Origin of the sequence: Pontibacter harenae (genome assembly GCF_020907245.1) — a bacterium.
GTDB classification, from domain to species: domain Bacteria; phylum Bacteroidota; class Bacteroidia; order Cytophagales; family Hymenobacteraceae; genus Pontibacter; species Pontibacter harenae.
Genome location: NZ_JAJJWH010000001.1, coordinates 73687 through 91336 on the forward strand (window position 1 = coordinate 73687; position 17650 = coordinate 91336).

The 17650-nt window shown below is 43.0% G+C and carries 15 protein-coding genes and 1 tRNA gene; 6 read left to right on the forward strand and 10 right to left on the reverse strand.

The window, feature by feature from the left end; genetic code table 11:
• Nucleotides 1-53 precede the first annotated feature (53 nt).
• The 3 genes from hemA to LN893_RS00325 all read left to right on the forward strand — a co-directional run bounded on the left by hemA (nt 54) and on the right by LN893_RS00325 (nt 2449).
• On the forward strand, nt 54-1328 hold the full coding sequence (gene hemA, locus LN893_RS00315; protein WP_229967120.1) for a glutamyl-tRNA reductase: 1275 nt from the start codon (nt 54-56) through the stop codon (nt 1326-1328).
• 211 nt (nt 1329-1539) lie between these two features.
• Nucleotides 1540-2133 carry a TM2 domain-containing protein gene (locus tag LN893_RS00320; RefSeq protein WP_229967122.1) on the forward strand — a complete coding sequence of 198 codons (594 nt, stop codon included), beginning with the start codon at nt 1540-1542 and terminating at the stop codon, nt 2131-2133.
• Nucleotides 2108-2449, forward strand: coding sequence for a DUF2752 domain-containing protein (locus tag LN893_RS00325; RefSeq protein WP_229967125.1), 342 nt, complete (start codon nt 2108-2110; stop codon nt 2447-2449). Before LN893_RS00320 ends, LN893_RS00325 begins: the two co-directional genes overlap by 26 nt.
• A 97-nt stretch (nt 2450-2546) precedes the next feature.
• Here LN893_RS00325 and LN893_RS00330 read toward each other — a convergent pair whose 3' ends face one another.
• A complete protein-coding gene (locus tag LN893_RS00330) occupies nt 2547-2855 on the reverse strand; it encodes an ArsR/SmtB family transcription factor (RefSeq protein ID WP_137760616.1) in 309 nt (102 codons plus the stop codon).
• Between the two features lie 1300 nt (nt 2856-4155).
• Between LN893_RS00330 and LN893_RS00335 the strand changes: the two genes are divergently transcribed.
• Nucleotides 4156-5322, forward strand: a complete 1167-nt coding sequence (locus LN893_RS00335; protein ID WP_229967127.1) for a mechanosensitive ion channel family protein — start codon at nt 4156-4158, stop codon at nt 5320-5322.
• A 357-nt stretch (nt 5323-5679) separates the two neighbouring features.
• Here LN893_RS00335 and LN893_RS00340 read toward each other — a convergent pair whose 3' ends face one another.
• A complete protein-coding gene (locus LN893_RS00340) occupies nt 5680-8178 on the reverse strand; it encodes an AsmA-like C-terminal region-containing protein (RefSeq protein WP_229967129.1) in 2499 nt (832 codons plus the stop codon).
• Between the two features lie 203 nt (nt 8179-8381).
• On the opposite strand from LN893_RS00340, the gene LN893_RS00345 reads away from it, so the two are divergent.
• Nucleotides 8382-8456 (forward strand) — tRNA-Val (locus tag LN893_RS00345).
• A 576-nt stretch (nt 8457-9032) separates the two neighbouring features.
• Here LN893_RS00345 and coaE read toward each other — a convergent pair.
• The 8 genes from coaE to LN893_RS00385 all read right to left on the reverse strand — a co-directional run bounded on the left by coaE (nt 9033) and on the right by LN893_RS00385 (nt 15483).
• Nucleotides 9033-9638, reverse strand: coding sequence for a dephospho-CoA kinase (gene coaE, locus LN893_RS00350; protein ID WP_229967131.1), 606 nt, complete (start codon nt 9636-9638; stop codon nt 9033-9035).
• Between the two features lie 2 nt (nt 9639-9640).
• Nucleotides 9641-10627, reverse strand: a complete 987-nt coding sequence (locus tag LN893_RS00355; RefSeq protein ID WP_229967133.1) for a hypothetical protein — start codon at nt 10625-10627, stop codon at nt 9641-9643.
• Between the two features lie 11 nt (nt 10628-10638).
• Nucleotides 10639-10941: a preprotein translocase subunit YajC gene (yajC, locus tag LN893_RS00360; protein ID WP_229967134.1), complete on the reverse strand. Its 303-nt coding sequence runs from the start codon at nt 10939-10941 to the stop codon at nt 10639-10641.
• A gap of 33 nt (nt 10942-10974) precedes the next feature.
• Nucleotides 10975-11523 carry a DUF1573 domain-containing protein gene (locus tag LN893_RS00365; protein WP_229967136.1) on the reverse strand — a complete coding sequence of 183 codons (549 nt, stop codon included), beginning with the start codon at nt 11521-11523 and terminating at the stop codon, nt 10975-10977.
• A 22-nt stretch (nt 11524-11545) separates the two neighbouring features.
• Nucleotides 11546-12544, reverse strand: coding sequence for an isocitrate/isopropylmalate dehydrogenase family protein (locus LN893_RS00370; RefSeq protein WP_229967139.1), 999 nt, complete (start codon nt 12542-12544; stop codon nt 11546-11548).
• Nucleotides 12545-12546: 2 nt separating this feature from the next.
• Nucleotides 12547-12852, reverse strand: coding sequence for a YtxH domain-containing protein (locus LN893_RS00375; RefSeq protein WP_229967141.1), 306 nt, complete (start codon nt 12850-12852; stop codon nt 12547-12549).
• Nucleotides 12853-12927: 75 nt separating this feature from the next.
• Nucleotides 12928-14100: a transcription antitermination factor NusB gene (nusB, locus tag LN893_RS00380; RefSeq protein WP_229967143.1), complete on the reverse strand. Its 1173-nt coding sequence runs from the start codon at nt 14098-14100 to the stop codon at nt 12928-12930.
• A 282-nt stretch (nt 14101-14382) separates the two neighbouring features.
• Nucleotides 14383-15483 carry a Glu/Leu/Phe/Val family dehydrogenase gene (locus LN893_RS00385; RefSeq protein ID WP_229967145.1) on the reverse strand — a complete coding sequence of 367 codons (1101 nt, stop codon included), beginning with the start codon at nt 15481-15483 and terminating at the stop codon, nt 14383-14385.
• Between the two features lie 151 nt (nt 15484-15634).
• Here LN893_RS00385 and LN893_RS00390 point away from each other — a divergent pair, with 151 nt between their 5' ends.
• A complete protein-coding gene (locus LN893_RS00390; RefSeq protein WP_229967147.1) occupies nt 15635-17419 on the forward strand; it encodes an ABC transporter ATP-binding protein in 1785 nt (594 codons plus the stop codon).
• Nucleotides 17420-17650: the final 231 nt, after the last annotated feature.

Below are 17650 nucleotides of genomic sequence, written 5' to 3' on the forward strand. Positions count from 1 at the left end.
CATTTTAAAGAAAATGAGCCGTAAATTTGCGCTTAAGTATTCCGTACACTATTATGCTTCAGAACTTTAAAGCAATCAGCCTATCTTATAAGAAAGCACCGCTGGATATCAGGGAGTTGATTGCCTTAGATGAAACCTCATGCAGGCTGTTTCTACAGTCGCTCAAGAGCTTTATTCAAGCTTCTGACATACTCGTTCTTTCTACCTGCAACCGCACCGAAGTATACTATAACTCCGACAAAGACTATAGTACAGAGATTGTAAAGCTGCTTGGTATTACGAAGGGCATCGAGAATATTTCCCAATACTTGGATTACTTCACCATCCTAAACGAGCACGACGATGCCGTTCAGCATCTTTTTGATGTGTCGATGGGGCTGGAGTCGCAGGTGGTAGGAGATATGCAGATTTCGAACCAGGCAAAGCAGGCTTACCAATGGGCTGCCGACAACGAGACTGCTGGTCCGTTTCTGCACCGCCTCATGCACACGATCTTCTTCACGAATAAGCGTGTAGTACAGGAAACCTCTTTCCGCGATGGTGCCGCCTCTACTTCTTATGCTGCTATCGAACTGATTGAAGAGCTTACAGCTGATACAGTGGCAGATCCTGCCATTCTGGTGGTTGGTTTAGGTGAGATTGGCGCCGATGTAGTTCGTAACCTGAAGGACAGCGGCTATACGAACGTAAAGATTTCTAACCGCACGCAAGCAAAGGCAAAAGCACTGGCAGAGGAATGTGGACTAGAGGTACTTCCGTTTGAGGATATAGTTAAAGGCATGAAGGAAGCAGACGTTATTATTTCGTCTGTGGCCCGCGAAACTCCTTTCTTCACAAAGGAAATGGTAAAGCGCCTGGATGTGCTTACGTTCAAGTTCTTCATCGACCTTTCAGTACCTCGCAGCGTAGAGCCTGATGTAGAGACGGTGCCAGGTGTGCTGGTTTATAACATCGATACCATCCAGAATAAAGCTTCCGAAGCTTTACAGCGCCGTATCAGCTCTATTCCTAAAGTAAAAGAAATCATTACCGAGTCTATAGATCAGTTTAATGATTGGTCGAAGGAGATGATGGTTTCGCCAACTATAAACAGGCTGAAGAATGCCCTTGAGACAATCCGCCAGGAAGAGTTGGTACGCTATATGAAGAAGCTCGGCCCTAAAGAATCAGAGCTAGTAGAAAACATCACAAAATCGATGATGCAGAAGGTACTTAAGCTGCCTGTACTACAACTGAAAGCCGCGTGCAAGCGTGGAGAGGCAGATACCTTGATAGATGTACTTAACGACCTCTTCGACCTCGAAAATCAAACTGTTGACTCACAGTAATTTAATACTAAACAAAAATTTAAAAGCTGGCCTAAAAGCCAGCTTTTTTTATGCCCTTCCCTATTGCTCAATTATCATATTTATATATACATTTACAGCAACACTCTTTAAGCACAAAGAAATGCCTGTATAGTCAAACTCCTTTACAAGGTTTCCACGTAGCCGCGCAACACCTTATCTATCTATAACCACTTAAAACTGTTTGAAAACTATGAAAAAGCAATTCTCCCTGCTCGCCCTTATGGCTGTTATCCTGTTTAGCGCGTGCTCTAAAGAGCCTAATTATTTCTCTCACACTCCTGTAGTGCTTCATAAGAAGCAAAAGGCTGAAGCCACGGCTACAACTAAAGAAGAGGCTGTTATAACTGTAGAGGCTTTGCCTACCACAGAAGCTACAGCTACAACAGACGAAGAAACAACTGTTACAGCTTCGGTTGTTGCCATACCTGCTGTAGTTAAGCCTAAACTAAGCACATCAGAGGCTACCACCGCTGTTGCTGCGGAAAATGCAATTACCAAGAAAGAAGTAAAGCATGCTATTAGAGAAGCTAAAAAAGAGCTTAAGGAAGCCACCAAGCAAGACGCTGGCGGTGGTGGTACTGGTAAAAGCCAGTTAGTAGCGCTTATTCTGGCAGCCTTGATAGGTGCACTTGGTATACACCGTTTCTATTTAGGCTATACCACTATTGGTATTATTCAGATTCTAACATTGGGTGGCTGCGGCATTTGGGCTTTGATAGACCTTATCAGAATCATCACCGGCGATTTGAAACCAGCTAATGGCGATTACTCGGAAAAACTTTAAGCAACAGCTAAAGGCCAACATTTACTGGAACAGTACGAAAGTATTTGGTTTGCTAGTTTTACCGTTAGTGCTCCTGCTCTTGCCTGCCACTTTTTTCGATGAAGGGCAGTCTATTTGTTTGAGCATGCTTTTGGCAAATACAGAATGCTACGGCTGCGGCATGACACGTGCTGTTATGCACCTGATTCACCTAGAGCCAGAGCAGGCATTATACTACAACAAGCTTTCTTTTGTAGTGCTTCCGTTACTTGCCTTTATTTGGGGGCAGCATATATACAAAGAGTCTCTGCACCTTTACAAGCTTAGCAAAAACTAAACGTACAGAGGTTAAATAACACAGAAAGGGATTGCCACATGTGGCAATCCCTTTCTGTGTTAGATCAGGCCAGAGCCTCTCTAAATCTAAAGTTCAATTAAATATCAATGCAACACTCCTCCAGGCAATCTATCACATCAATCAACTTCGGAATGGCAAGAGAGTAATATATCTTAGTACCCACCTTGAAAGAAGAAAGTACGCCTTTATCTTTTAAAGTGATTAAATGCTGTGAAGCAATAGCCTGAGGTAAATCGAGGTACTTGTATATTTCAGTTACTGTCATTTTCTCCTCCTTACCTAAGAGGTCGACAATAGCTAGTCTTTTGGGGTGGGCCAGCACCTTTAGCATAGCCGCCGCTTTATCTATCTTCTTAGATTCTATTCTGGATAATAAACTTTTCATAATTAAAAAAATAACCTATCAGTTTCTACATACATTAAACATTCCTTTTCACAATTACATTTATACGGTACCAGCAATATTTGGCTAATATTCTTTGAATCCATTTTACTGTTCTTAGCCTCAGGAACTCATTTTATCACGTAATTGGCCCTATGCCAGGCACACTTTTAGGTAGCCTGAACATTGCACACAGTAGATTTACGTAGAAAAATGAAAATTGGATATAGGAAATACTCAATGCTGCTACATTAGAATATACCGATAATTGTATTGTCTATCTCCGTGATAATGGAAACGCGTCCGCAATAGAATTAATTGTACTCAGCCACTCTTTAAGGAACCTCATGAGAAAAAGTGCAAAAAAATTCATAAAGCAATACCTCTAAAGTTCAAGCTCCACAGCCTTACACAATCATACCATTCCTCTATAGCCATACCAACATATTTCGCTACAGATTATACATAACGCCTATATAGCCATACACGTGCAACTGCCTGAAATATGCGTTTTTAACACTTTTGATGCAGTTTTTAAGGGCTTTTGAGCCCTTCTCGTCCTTATTTGAGACAATCTGTTTTTTAGCAACAGCACCTTCTGTATACAGCTCTTTAAAACTGCCAAAATCTCCTATACTACAAGTACACAAGCGATAGCTTTTGATACAAGTGCATACAATATGCAGCTCCACCATTTAGCCTCTCCTATGGGAAAGAACTCTGCCAAAAATGGCACCACGCATAGGGTAGGAATACTATAAAAACAGCTACTGGAAGGGTTAAATAAACCTCTATATTTTCTAGTAAACACACTAAAATCGTTAGGGAAAGAATGGGCTCTAAAGCACGCATAGGCAAATCTTGCCTATGCTAAGGCATATGCGGTAGGTAAAACTCAACCTTACCTGCCCACCTTAATACTTCCCAATTAGACTAATCGCTTCTGGTACTGCAACAGAATAGATGCCATACTTTTTTATAAGTAGCGGTAGTGCGTTTCATCAATCCTTGATGGCATGATAAAGAAATAAATTAGCCAAGGCTAGCATTTAAAATTCCTACCGCAAAAGAAGAAGCTTTGCTCTACTGTTTATAGCTGCGCGCGCGACAAGAACAAAACGGCTGCAGCAGTGTTAGTGTCATATATTTAGGTTAAGGTTTGCAGGCACCAGCTTGCCTCTTATTCCGTACCTTTGTAGATGGCTGATAGAGCATAAAGCGAAGAGCAATGAAAGACTGTACACACAGAAATTCATCTGCCCTATAGGTAGCCTTAAGCCAACTGTTTTACTACTTTTTTCACATGATAGATTATAAAGAAATTCTTGAGTACAGCTTCTTAGGCAACACTGTAGCCAACCTGCTTTGGTTTATAGGCATTCTGCTCATTGGGTATATCTTCAAGACAGTACTTTCGAAGTTGCTTACGAATGCAATGTTTAAGCTTGTGAGGCGCTTTTCGGAAGAAGAAAACCAAGCCACTTTCAGGCGATTCCTCATTCAGCCGCTTGAATTATTACTCTTCCTGATCTTTCTATACTTTGCTTTCAAAGTTCTGAATTACCCTTTAGATCCCACTGAAGCTGCCAGAGGAAATGAGCCATTCCTTAAGCGGTTCACATTTCGTGTTTACGAAATATTTGTAATTGTATCGATCACCTGGATCATTGTTCGCCTCATTGATTTTATTGGTTTTATATTCAGCCACCGTGCCAGCGCATCTGTTTCTAAACTAGATGATCAGCTTGTGCCATTCTTCAAAGACTTTGCTAAGGTAATGGTGTGGATCTTTGCCTTTTTGATAATGCTGGGCTCTGTGTTTGAAGTGAATGTGGCAGGTTTGGTAGCAGGCCTAGGGGTAGGTGGTTTGGCTATTGCCTTTGCCGCTAAAGAAAGCTTGGAGAACCTCTTGGCCTCCTTTACCATTTTCCTGGATCATCCTTTTGTGGTGGGAGACCTGGTGGAGGTAAACGGTATAACGGGCGTTGTAGAGAAAATTGGCTTCAGAAGCACCCGCATACGCACGCTTGAGAAAACGTTTGTGACGGTGCCTAATAAAAACATGATTGACAAGCCACTGAACAACCTCTCCCTCCGCACCTTCAGAAGGGTTTACTTTGATATTAACCTGACTTACGATACTACATCAGAGCAAATCAGAAATATAGCTAGGGATATACAAGCTTTTGTAGATCAGCACCCACGCACAAACCAAGACGGACGCATCAGGTTTTTGAACCTAGGCCCGCACTCAAAGGATGTGATGGTGCTTTATTTTGTAGACACCATGGACTGGAATGAGTATGTTGATATAAAAGAAGAGATTACATATGAGATAGTAGACATTGTACAGCGGCATGAAGCAGAGTTTGCTTTCCCAACTTCTACGGTCTACTTAAACCCCTCTTCACCTCTAAGAGAACAACCTCCTATAGAACCTGGGTTCGAGCCTGTTCCTAGTTCAGAATAGTACAGAAACAAAAAAGCTGGAGAAGCTCCAGCTTTTTTTTCACCCTTATATTTTCCAGTACATTGTACTATCTCAACTCTTTTAATGTATTACATTATAATATTATATAGTTACCCCTTATATCCGAAATTTGTTACTAAGTAGTATTATCATAACCACTTGTGCAATTTTATATCTCTAAACGACAATCAAGCGCAATGGTTATACTTAAACACAATTCTATTGATATAACCTAGTATTTTTAGTGTGAAGGGACCAGATCTAGAAGTAAACACAAAATATAATTTTATATATATTTATCTTAAAACCAGTATTACATTTTATTTAAAAATTATAGAAAAAAAGATTTAAGCGCTTTTACTCATCAAAATCAAAATATTCGTCTTGCTGTAGTTCTACCTTTTTCTCTTTTTCGCTCGGCTTTTTACCTTTTAGCAGGTCCTTCAACTCTTTCCCTTCCTGCTGTAGGTCTTTAGATATTTTTTCTCGCACACGAATATTATCGTAGGCAATCTTAAAATTACTTTCCTTTCCTTTAAGCGTCAGGAAGAGCATACTATCCCCTGCGTCCGTATCATCGGCCACCACACCATAAACAGAGTCTTTATCTAGCTTCTTGTTCTTCGAAAGCGGCAGCTTAATTTTATAGTCCATGTCCTGGTCAAAAGTATGTGTGCCCGATATAGACACAACAGGAACTGCAGAAAGGCTGGAGCGAATATCCATTTCTGGAATGAAAATGGTACCCTGCTGAATCCAGAAGCTATTGCGCAGCTCGGCAAAGTGCAAGTTTGCTAGCTCATGCCGCTTTACAAATGCCGACATTTTTTGCATGGGAGAGAAATTTATAAGCTTTCCGTTTAAAACGGTAGCTGCTATCTCTGCTTGCAACAAATCTGTTTTAGGGTTCAGGTGGCTATCAAAGTATATTTCGGAAGCTATATTAGCCGATAATACGCCACGCAAATGCCTGTCCTCGATAAAGCTTTGCTTAAAGTTCTCGAATACATAAAAGAGGCTGTCTACACTCATGTTTTGCAGCACCGAAGCTGTCGTAACTTTTACATGGTCACGCTTGCGAGCATCTAAGGTACCTTTCACAGCAAACCTACCTCCTATCGCATTAAAAGATATGTTAGGCGAAGAAACAACCTGGTTCCGAAGCTTTACCTCTCCTTTTATATTCTTGCCCTTAAAACGCCTAAATTGCAACCGTTTTACCTCTGTACTTAGATCGAAAGCCACATCAGGAGAAACTGTAAACCTATAGCTCGAAGCGCTTCCTTTTGCTTCGGATGAGTTATTGAGCTCCTCATTCAGTAGCTGATCAAAGTTTAGGTAATTGCTTTGCAGATCTGCCTCTACCAACAAGCGCTGCTTATCGAGCAGGAGCCATGCAATTACATTCCTGAACAGGCCGTTTAACTGGAAATCTGAGTCGCCTATTTTACCACTGAAACCAGAAACAGCCACATCATTATGCTTGAACATAAAATTGCCGTTAAGGCCTGTAAGCGGCAACGGTAAACTGCTTAGCGAAAGACCTACGTTGTGCAGTGTAATATCTCCTGAAGTGCTGAGCGTGCTATTGCCAGGCTTTGCTTTAAACCGATTCAGGTTACCCGCAAAGGCCACCTTTACATCTGCAATACCACTGCCGCTCCTCACCTCATCTAACCTTAAAAGCCCTAGTACATAAGCCACATCTATTTTGCCTTTTGCATCGAAAGCCACAGTTGGGTTATCGAAGTTCTTGTAGTTAAGGTTTCCTGAAAACGGCCTGCCATTCAAAACGCCAGAAACTCCCTTCAACTCCAACACAGACGTACTGGCATCTTGCCTGTTCCCGTTTGTAAAGCTTCCATTAAAAGACAGCTTATCTACCCGTTGCTTTACATCAGGATGATAAAACGACGCATTTGTGCATCCAAAGTCAAAGCTTATTTCTGGGCTTTCTTTTTCGGAGGTATTGCCGACAACAGTGCCACTAAAATAAATATCGCCCTCGCTTCTGTACTGCCGATAGTCTTCGCTAATGTTTTGCGGCAGCAGGGAGAGCAAGGATTGGATATTCGTGTTCTGCCCCTTTAACTTGAGATCAAGGTGCGTTACATCTGCATAATCAATGTTTCCTCCAACTTCATAGGCTGCCTCCCCCACTTTAACAATCGATGGCTGCAATTGCACCTTCTTATCTTGTGTGTTTACAAGCAGAGCAGTATTCAAATCAATCTGTTTTCCTTTAAAATATTCTCCTGTACCTACTTTCACAGTCTGAACGGTAGCTTTGCCTACTGCTTTTATCTCTGTAGTTTCAGGGCTTATACCTAAAGCAGCCGACATATCGTGTGCCGTTAAGGCGTATGTTTGCTTTAGCTGCTGATCAATATAATTCACAGCGACCTCGTGCAGGTTAATTTTCTCCAGGTTGAATGAAAACCCCTCGCTTGGTGCTGTTGTATCTGTTTTAACAATGTTATAATTCACCTGCCCGTTGGGGAGCACCTTTACGTAAATCTCCCCCTCCTCCAGGTGCAGTTCTTTTATGGTATAATCTCCCATCACCACATCCCATAAGCTAAACGTAAAGTACAGCTTATCGGCACGGGCCAGCGATTCGTTGCTCTCAGGCAAAGCCTCTATTATATTTACCTTGTCAAGAGAGATAGCTACTTGCGGAAATTTCTCGAAAAGAGACAGCGAAATTTCTCCAACCTCGACTTTAGTGACAACGTGCTTGTTAGCCTCTGCCACAAACATGGCAATAATCTTGTCCTGAAAAGCATAAACTCCTCCCAACGCCAAGGCCATTACAATTGCTAAACCAGCAACTGCATAAAATAGCACTTTTTTCACAACTCGTATCTGCTTCAATGGAAAGTCCAGATTTTTAGCTCCTTACAAAACATAAAGGTACGGCGGCAAAAAGGCACGAACAATAGCTTAGGAGGGGTAGAAAAAATATTTAACATTTTTTTTCGGAATGTTTTGCATTGTAAAAAAAACACCCCATATTTGCATCATCAAACGGGGACAAAAGGTCTTCAAAAACAAAAAACGGGGTGTTAGCTCAGCTGGTTCAGAGCACCTGCCTTACAAGCAGGGGGTCACTGGTTCGAATCCAGTACGCCCCACAAAAGGACAACTTAAAAAAGTTGTCCTTTTTTTATTTACAGCCTTTTCTTCATCCCGCTTCTTGGCACCTTTCTTCTTGCCTGTTATAGTTTTAACGTAGTACTCTTCCCTTCAAGTATAAAGCTGCTCATACTTTAGAAATCCTGCCAAAGTTGTTTCACCATCCCGCACGACAGATTGATAATAGACCATGACGTTAGATTGTAGATCTTATATTATACCAGTTAGTATTTAGCTTCTTCCATATCAGTATAATAAATTAGGTTTTACATTTCTCCTACAGAGCATAAAGCTTCTGCCAGGTGCACCAACGACAATTTTTTGTTTGAGCGTTCAGCGAGTTCAAAATCGTCTTGATTCTTTTGCTTACTTTTCTCATCAAGGAGAAAAGTAAGGCCCCGCTGGCGAGGCGAAAAGCCAGCAGGGAGCAGCGTACTTCACCAGTTGCAGAGGGACTTGTGGGTTTGTAGAACGTCTGAAGCAATGAAAGCTCCTTTATGCGATTTGATCTAAATAGGCGCAGTATTCGCTCGCTCAGCGAAACACTAATAAAAGTAATAAGCGAGACAGGCTGTCTAGCCTAATGATGAACTGAGAGAAAGGAACTGCTGGTGCAACGCCAGCACCTGAAGTATAACAAGCTGCTTATCGTTGTTGTAGACAACATGGTCGGCACGCGCTATCTTTTCTTCCTCGCTTAGTTGCTTGGCTACAATGCCTTTTATGTCAGCTTCTGTACGATGAGGGTCTCGTTGCAGCAAACGCTTTATACGCACCTCTAACGGCGCGTAAACCGTTATTACACGGTTCATCTGTCTCCACACCTCAGACTCATACATAATGGCGGCTTCTTTTATCAGATAAGGGGCGGCTGCATTGGCATCGGACCACTGTTTGAAGTCTGAACCTACATGCGGGTGCACTAAGGCATTGAGTTGCGACAAGCGCTCAGGATTATTGAAGGCTAGCTTGCCCAGATACACTCTGTCCAACTGCCCTTGCTCATTATAGGTTTCTGGCCCGAATGAAGCGATCAACTCCTCTTTAAGCGTACTGTTATGGTGCATTACCCACTTTGCACGGGCATCAGAGTCGTAGACAGGCACTCCCAGCAGTTGGAACATGCGGCAAACCACTGTTTTACCTACTCCAATTCCGCCAGTTATACCTATTATCAACATGCTTAATCGTTTTGTCTTTCTAGTATAGCTTTTACGCGCTCAGGCCGAAGGGTTATGTTTCTTACGCCACTTGGCATTTGCACTAGCTCTGGCACAATGGTAGAATCGAGAGGATTAAACTTTGCGAAATCGAGTACTACCTTAAATGCCTCTCTGTTTAAGGTTGCCACAGAGTCTGCCAATAATTGATAACGCACCAGAACAAAAGGAGGACGAAGGGAAAGTTCGCGCTGGGCAGGCACATTTACAAGTTCAGGTAACAGCTGGCGTTCTTCCTGAACTAGATTCCTAATATTTACGCTTGCACGCACCTGGTTCACGTTAGATTTTACCAGCGCTTTATAATCGTAGTTAAGCGGCACTTCTACCTGAGCAGAGGCCGTTAAAGACTCTGTTGGCAGGCGCACCAGGAAAGGATTGGCAATACTATCCACCATAGAAGATGGCCCTATAAAAGTAACAGAGTCTGGAGAGAACTTTACTGGCCCTACCTGTGCAAACTGATCGGCAGCCACTTTCTGCTTAGGGTCTAACTTCAGGCCAACCGTACGCGTTATTTTCCTGTCGAAGTTAAAATACACCGTATCCGTAACCACGAAGTTCAGCTCCATGCCATCTAAGGCATTTACTAATGCTGGGCGTAAAGCAGAACCAAGTAAATAATTTCTGCTAGGAAGGCTCTTGATATATATTTCGGCAGGTTGCACTTCTAGCCTCAACGACTTTCTGAAGAGCTTCCAGCCTTTACCTGTTACGTTTATAGTTACTTCTTCGGGAAGCGACTTTATCGGCACCAGGTTGTTTTCGTTGTAAACGAAATGAATGGGGTAGGTAATTTGGGTAGAGTAGCTTTTATTAAGCGCGTTAAGAAGCCAAAAGGTAGTGGCCGCCACAAAGCAAAGCAATACCACACGCCAGTATTGATTTGTTTGTGGCTTAAACGGCCCACTAAACCATTGAACTATATTTCTTGATTTCCCAAACGGCAACGTCTTTAGCTTTAATTCACCTTAGCGGTGGCTTCCATAGAAATAGAAGATTTTTCGAATGTCAGACGGACACCTTTATCTACTTCTATTACAACTGTATCGTTTTCCATTGCAACAATTCTGCCGTGCAGGCCGCCTATGGTTACAACGTTCATGCCTTTTGTGAGCTCATCCCGAAACTTTTTCTGGTCCTTCGCCTTCTTCTGCTGCGGCCTGATCATGAAAAAGTAAAAAACAAGGATGATGGCGCCAAACATAAGCAACTGAGGCATCATGCCTCCGTCTGTTGTGGCTTGTAGAAATATAGTCTGCATGTATGTATTCTCTTTTATATAAGCTGATAGAAGTTAGTTCCTTCTGATAGGACCTTCTACACCAGCCGTTGGTATGTTGTTAGATTCTACAGTGCCCTTCATGGATACTGTTGTGATGTTAGGAGTTGTATTAGCTCTAACAGTTACTACAGGAGATTGCTGTCCCATTTTGCCGCTAGTGTTAAACCTAACCTGAATTTCGGCAGACTCGCCTGGAGCAATAGGCTCTGTTGGTGGCTTAGGCACTGTACAACCACAAGTGGCAGAAGCGCTTTCGATTATAAGCGGAGACTTACCTGTGTTGGTAAATTTGAAGGCATGCTCAATTACCTCTCCTTGCCTTACTGTACCGAAGTCATAAACAGCCTGCTCAAAAGAAATAGCAGGCGCATTTTCTGGAGCGGCCTCCTGTTGTTCTGCCACAGGCACAAGGTTGGGATTATCTACTATTGGTTGAGCCTGTGTATTTGATGATGCATTCTCTGTAACTACAGCTTCTTCACTTGTTGTAGTTGTATTGTCGCAACTGGTTGTAAAAACAGCCACTGCCAAACTTGCTACCAGAATCAGGTTCTTTTTCATAAAAAATAAAATTTAAGCTTACTTATAGTTTAGCGATGATGTTCTGAGCGAACTCCGTGGTGCTGGCACGTCCACCCAAATCGCCTGTGCATTCTTCTTTATTAGCCAACGTCGCTTCCAGCGCTGTTTCTATACGGTTTGCCTCCTCTTTCAAATCTAAGTGGTGCAGCATCATAATAGCAGAGCGCAACAAAGCTGTAGGGTTGGCAATTCCTTTGCCAGCAATATCAGGGGCAGAGCCGTGTACAGCCTCAAAAATGGCCATGTTATCGCCAATATTGGCTCCAGCTACTACGCCAAGTCCACCAACCAGTCCAGCACAAAGATCAGACAGAATATCACCAAACAAGTTAGTCGTCACTACCACATCAAACTGCTCTGGCTTAGCCACCAACTGCATACACATGTTGTCGATAATCTTATCCTCCATCTGAATGTTTGGATAATCTTTCGCAATCTCGGCAGCAACACCTAAAAACAGGGCTCCTGCACTTTTAAGTATGTTGGCTTTGTGGGCTACAGTTATTTTTTTGCAGCCATGTCTGTTGGCATACTCAAAAGCAGCACGTATAATTTTCTCGCTGCCTGTGCGTGTAACACGTGCAATAGAATCTGATATCTGTAGGCGCTCATCAAACGTCTCAAGGCCTGCATACAAACCTTCGGTGTTCTCGCGGAACAGCACCAGGTTCACATTATCGAAGCGGGTGTTTACACCTTTTGTTGTTTTCGCAGGGCGCACGTTCGAGTAAAGGTCAAACATTTGGCGCAACTGCACATTTACACTTTTGAAGCCTTTTCCTACGGGTGTAGTAATAGGGCCTTTTAGGGCAACCTTGTTCTTGTTTAAAGAAGCATTAAGGGACTCTGGTATAAGTTCGCCTACTGCATCAAAGGTAGTTTGCCCAGCGTTTTCTTCTTCCCAGGTCAAAGGCACATTTGCCGCGCTAAAGATCGCCTTAACAGCTTCGGTAATTTCTGGGCCAATTCCATCGCCAGGAATAAGAGTTACTTGTCTCATGCTTATAGTTCTTTCCTACTGTTTATTTCCTTTATAAGCGAATCTACATCGCCAAGCAGTTGCTCTGCTTTGTTTTTGGCATCCTGTATAACTCGCTGTCCTTCTGATTTAGCACTAGTAGGCAACTTTTCACGATCTGCCATCAATTGCTCCAGCAAATCGGAAAGTGAATCCCTGTATTTCTCTAGTCTGTAGCTAAACCATGAACGTGTCTCTCTTCCTTTTTCAGGAGCAAATAAGATGCCAGCAACGGCACCCACAGCGGTGCCTGACACAAAGGCAACCAAAGCGGTTGTTTTCTTACCCATAGTTTTGTGTTCTATTCTTTCGGAATCATTTTTTATAGTTAGTTCTACGGCATATAAGGCATATAGTATGCCCGCCTACTTATTGTCTATCAGTCCGCGACCAGACTTCCTGATCTCTCCTTTAGTAGTAAGCTCTTGTGCCATTTTGTCTAATACACCATTTATAAACTGTTTACTCTTTGGTGTGCTATACAGTTTAGAAATTTCGATGTACTCGTTGATGGTTACCTTTACAGGGATGCTTCTGAAAATCTGCATCTCACAAAGGGCCATTTTGAGTATAATTTTATCGAGCAGGGCCACACGCTCCACATCCCAGTTTTTCACGCTAGAAGAAATCAGTTCTTCGTAACGCTCATCGTCTTCGAGAGTTTGCTTATAAAGCTCTTCAAAGAATGCCCTATCCTCTTCCCAGTTGGCAGAAAGGTCGAGCAACACCTGGTCTTCTTCGGCTTCTTCGCCAAAGATTTTAATCGTTTTGTTTGCCAGGCTCTTTACAATGGATTTGTTTTCTACCCAATTCAGATCCTGCTCTTCAAACAAAGATTGTAAGTTTTTTTCTTTAAAGATAATGTTTTTGAAAATATGTTGCACCACTACCAGGTCCTCTTCCAGAGTGGGAGCAGACAAGCTCAGGTAGTTCAAAAACACTTCATCCTGCTTCAGAACGTTTTTATAGATAGAGCGAATTTCGCTTATATCAGAGCCCCAGCTAATATTTCTGCGAATAATGTGCTGCTGGTAAGACTTGTTTTGCAACAGGCGCTGCACAACGCTGTTGTTTGTGAAACGCTTTACATCAGGACCTTTGGCTACTGTAAAACGCTTTTCTTTCTTCTCTTCCTCTTCCGCTATCAGGTTCACCAGCACTTCCAGTATTTGCAAGGTGCTCAGGTAGTGGTCGTAAATGCGCTCTACAGCATTCAGCATCTGGTTACCATAGTACTTCTTGTCTTTGCTGAGAAGGTTTTTGTAGTATACAACGGCTCTGTTTACCGCACTGATAATTTCCTGGTCCGTCTCTTCACTTTCCATCTGGCTTGTTTCGAACCATTCTTTAAAATGAAGCTGAGCCATTTGTTTTTTGCCTTCGAGCAACTTCTTATCCTGCACCTCCATAGAGTTGAGGTTGGGTGCAAATTCTTCACTTATCTGGTCTAGGGCCAGCAGATAGTCAGAACCTTCGGCCTGCTTGTAGGCATAGATCGCTTGCATTGCCTTGATTCGTAGTGTTCTGCGGTTGAGCATAATCTTATTTTAAAGAGCGTGTTTTGTTAATGTTGTATTTGTTTGGCTGATGCTATCCGCAAGCATATTTTAACGTCATCTTTCACACCGCTAAGCATAATCTTCAGAACATGAAGCTGCTCGCTGGCAAAGATAAAATAAGATGAAGCCCCAAGGCTAAACATCAGCACCTTAAAAACTATAAAGGAAATGTAAGCTATGCGCTTATAGTTCCGTGTACTTATCAATCTATCTACAGCAAAGTGCTACAGGTTAATGCAGCACTTTTACCTTATATTTATCTTAGAATGTAGAGCGAACTTTCGCCATACTTTCAATGCGTTTCTCAGCAAGCTGTTTTGCTGCCAAATGCGTACTAATGCCTTCTTTTTCGGCCAGGTTAAGAATTTCCAGCGTGTAGCTATAGATGCGCTCTGTTTGCGCATAAGCTCTTTCGCGGTTGTAACCCACCAGCTCAGAATAAACATTTATCAAACCGCCTGCATTTATCAGGAAATCTGGCGCATAAACTATATCGCGTTCCTGCAGGGCTGCCCCATGCACATCCTCGTCGCGCAGCTGGTTGTTGGCACTACCTGCAATTATCTGGCATTTTAGCCTGTTAACTGTATCATCGTTTATGGTGCCACCAAGTGCACACGGCGCATGAATATCTACATTCAGGTCATACACCTCATCCATGCCCACTATTTTCGCTTTATACTTAGAAGACACCTCTTTCAAGCGGTCTTCATAAATATCGGCAATGTATACGTGCGCTTTCTCCTTTGCCAGCAGCTCTACCAAATAGCCTCCTACGTTGCCTACACCTTGCACCGAAATCGTTCTTCCTTCTAAAGAATCAGAGCCGTAAACTTTTTTTGCTGCGGCTTTCATTCCCATATAAGTGCCGTAAGCCACTACAGGAGAAGGATCGCCACCGCCGCCCATAGACTCTGGCAACCCTGACACGTGCTCCGTCTCCATACGGATAAACTCCATATCTTTGGTTGTCATGCCAACGTCTTCGGCAGTGATGTAAGCTCCGTTCAGGTTTTTGATAAAACGACCGAACTTACGAAGCAGCGCCTCGTTTTTATCTTTTTTTGCATCACCGATAATCACGGCTTTGCCACCGCCCAGGTTCAGGCCAGAAATAGCCGCCTTATAGGTCATGCTTCTGGAAAGCTTCAGCACATCTTCAAGCGCTTCTGCCTCAGACGCATATTGCCACATACGCGTGCCACCCAACGCAGGGCCTAATACTGTATTATGAATGGCGATGATTGCTTTTAAGCCAGTATCTTTATCATGGCAGAACACCACTTTCTCGTGATTGTACTCTGAAATTTGGGCAAAAACTGACTTCTCCCGCTGTACTTCCTCTTCTTTTAATTCAGCCATTTATTAAATGATTAAGTGTTAGCTTATATTTGTAGAGCGTAAGGAAGAAAGTATGTCTCCTGATTTGACCGCAAAATTAGCTCTTTTTTTTATTATTTCAATTTGTCCTTTGTAACTCCACGTAAAAGCTCAAAGGCTTTAAGATCAAACTGTGAAATCATTAAAACACCTAAATAAGTACCTCCTTAAATATAAATACAGACTCATTCTGGGTTTGCTGTTCACCATTATCTCTAACTTCTTCCAAATTCTGCCTGCCCAAATCGTGCGGCATGCTTTCAACCTGATCAGGGAAGGCATTAGCCTACATGGTTTGTACGAAGGATCGGGGCAGCAAGAAGCAGTATATGAGATTTTTGCAAAAAGTATTCTGATATACGGTGTGGTTATTCTGGCCCTGGCACTGCTCCGCGGCCTGTTCCTGTTTTTTGTGCGCCAAACCATTATTGTGATGAGCCGACTCATAGAGAACGACCTGAAGAACGAGATTTACGAGCACTACCAAAGCCTGCCACTAAGCTTTTACCGCAAGAACAATACAGGCGACCTGATGTCGCGCATATCAGAGGATGTGAGCCGTGTGCGCATGTACTTGGGTCCAGCCATTATGTACGGCCTTAACCTCATCATCCTGTTCCTGATGGTTATTCCGTACATGCTGTCGGTAAACGTGAAGCTGACACTGTATACTTTGATTCCGCTACCGATACTGGCCATCAGCATTTATTATGTAAACAATATTATACAGCGTAAATCTGATGAGATACAGCGCAGCCTTTCGGGCATAACCACCTTTGTGCAGGAGGCTTTTTCGGGTATAAGAGTATTAAAATCTTTTGTGCGTGAAGACGATTCGCACAACAACTTTACCACCGCCAGCAACACCTACAAAGACAAATCGTTGGAGCTAAACTTTGTAAACTCCCTCTTCTTCCCGCTGATATTGTTCATGGTAGGCCTGAGCACCATAATCACCGTGTATATTGGTGGGCAGGAAGTGATGAACGGCAGCATTACAACTGGTAACATTGCCGAGTTCCTGATTTACGTAAATATGCTTACCTGGCCAGTTACCGCCCTCGGCTGGACAGCAAGTTTGGTGCAGCGTGCTGCTGCCTCGCAAGAGCGTATAAATGAGTTTCTGCGCACCAAAACCGAAATTGTTACCACCCGCAACATCAGCAGGCCTATTGCTGGCGACATTGTTTTTGAGAATGTAGACTTCATTTACCCCGACACTAACATACATGCACTGAAAGGCGTTTCGTTCCGCATAAACCATGGCGAGACCTTGGCTGTTATCGGCAATACAGGCTCTGGCAAAAGCACCATTGCCAACCTGCTGCCTCGCATGTACGATGCCAGCAGCGGCCGTATTCTGATTGACGGCATTGATGTGCGCGAATACAACCTAGAGAGCCTGCGTAGCCAAATTGGTTATGTGCCGCAAGATGTGTTCCTTTTCTCCGATTCTATCCGCAACAACATTGGCTTTGGTTTGCCTAGCATAACCGAAGAGCAAATGATACAGTCTGCTAAAGATGCCGATGTGTATGAAAACATCATCCGTTTCCCAGAGCAGTTCGACACTAAACTGGGCGAACGCGGCATCACTTTATCGGGTGGGCAGAAGCAGCGTGTGTCTATTGCGCGGGCACTGGTACGGGAGCCTAGCATTCTTATTCTTGATGATTCACTTTCGGCTGTAGACACCAAAACAGAGAATGCGATTCTGAACAGCCTGCGCCGCATTATGAATAACCGCACCTCTATCATCATATCGCATAGGGTATCGTCGGTGAAACTAGCAGATCGCATTCTGGTGATGGAAGACGGTGAGATTGTGCAACATGGCAGCCACGAGGAACTGATACAGGTAGAGGGGCTTTACAAAGTGCTTTACGAGCGGCAGTTGCAGACGGAGGATCTGGATTAAACAGACACAGGTAGCACGTATCAAGACATACGACCTTTTTGAGCATCAACATTCTGGCGCAATAATTATCTTGTCCCAATAAGCGTATCGCATTAATATGAAGATTTATTCAGGAAAGGAAAACTTTGTCGTCTTTTGGACTCCACCACGCTATAAGCTTTGTTAACAGGGTATATGGTTCTGCTGGCATGCTAAAAACGATCGGCAGGAATTTTTTAGGACAAATTCTGT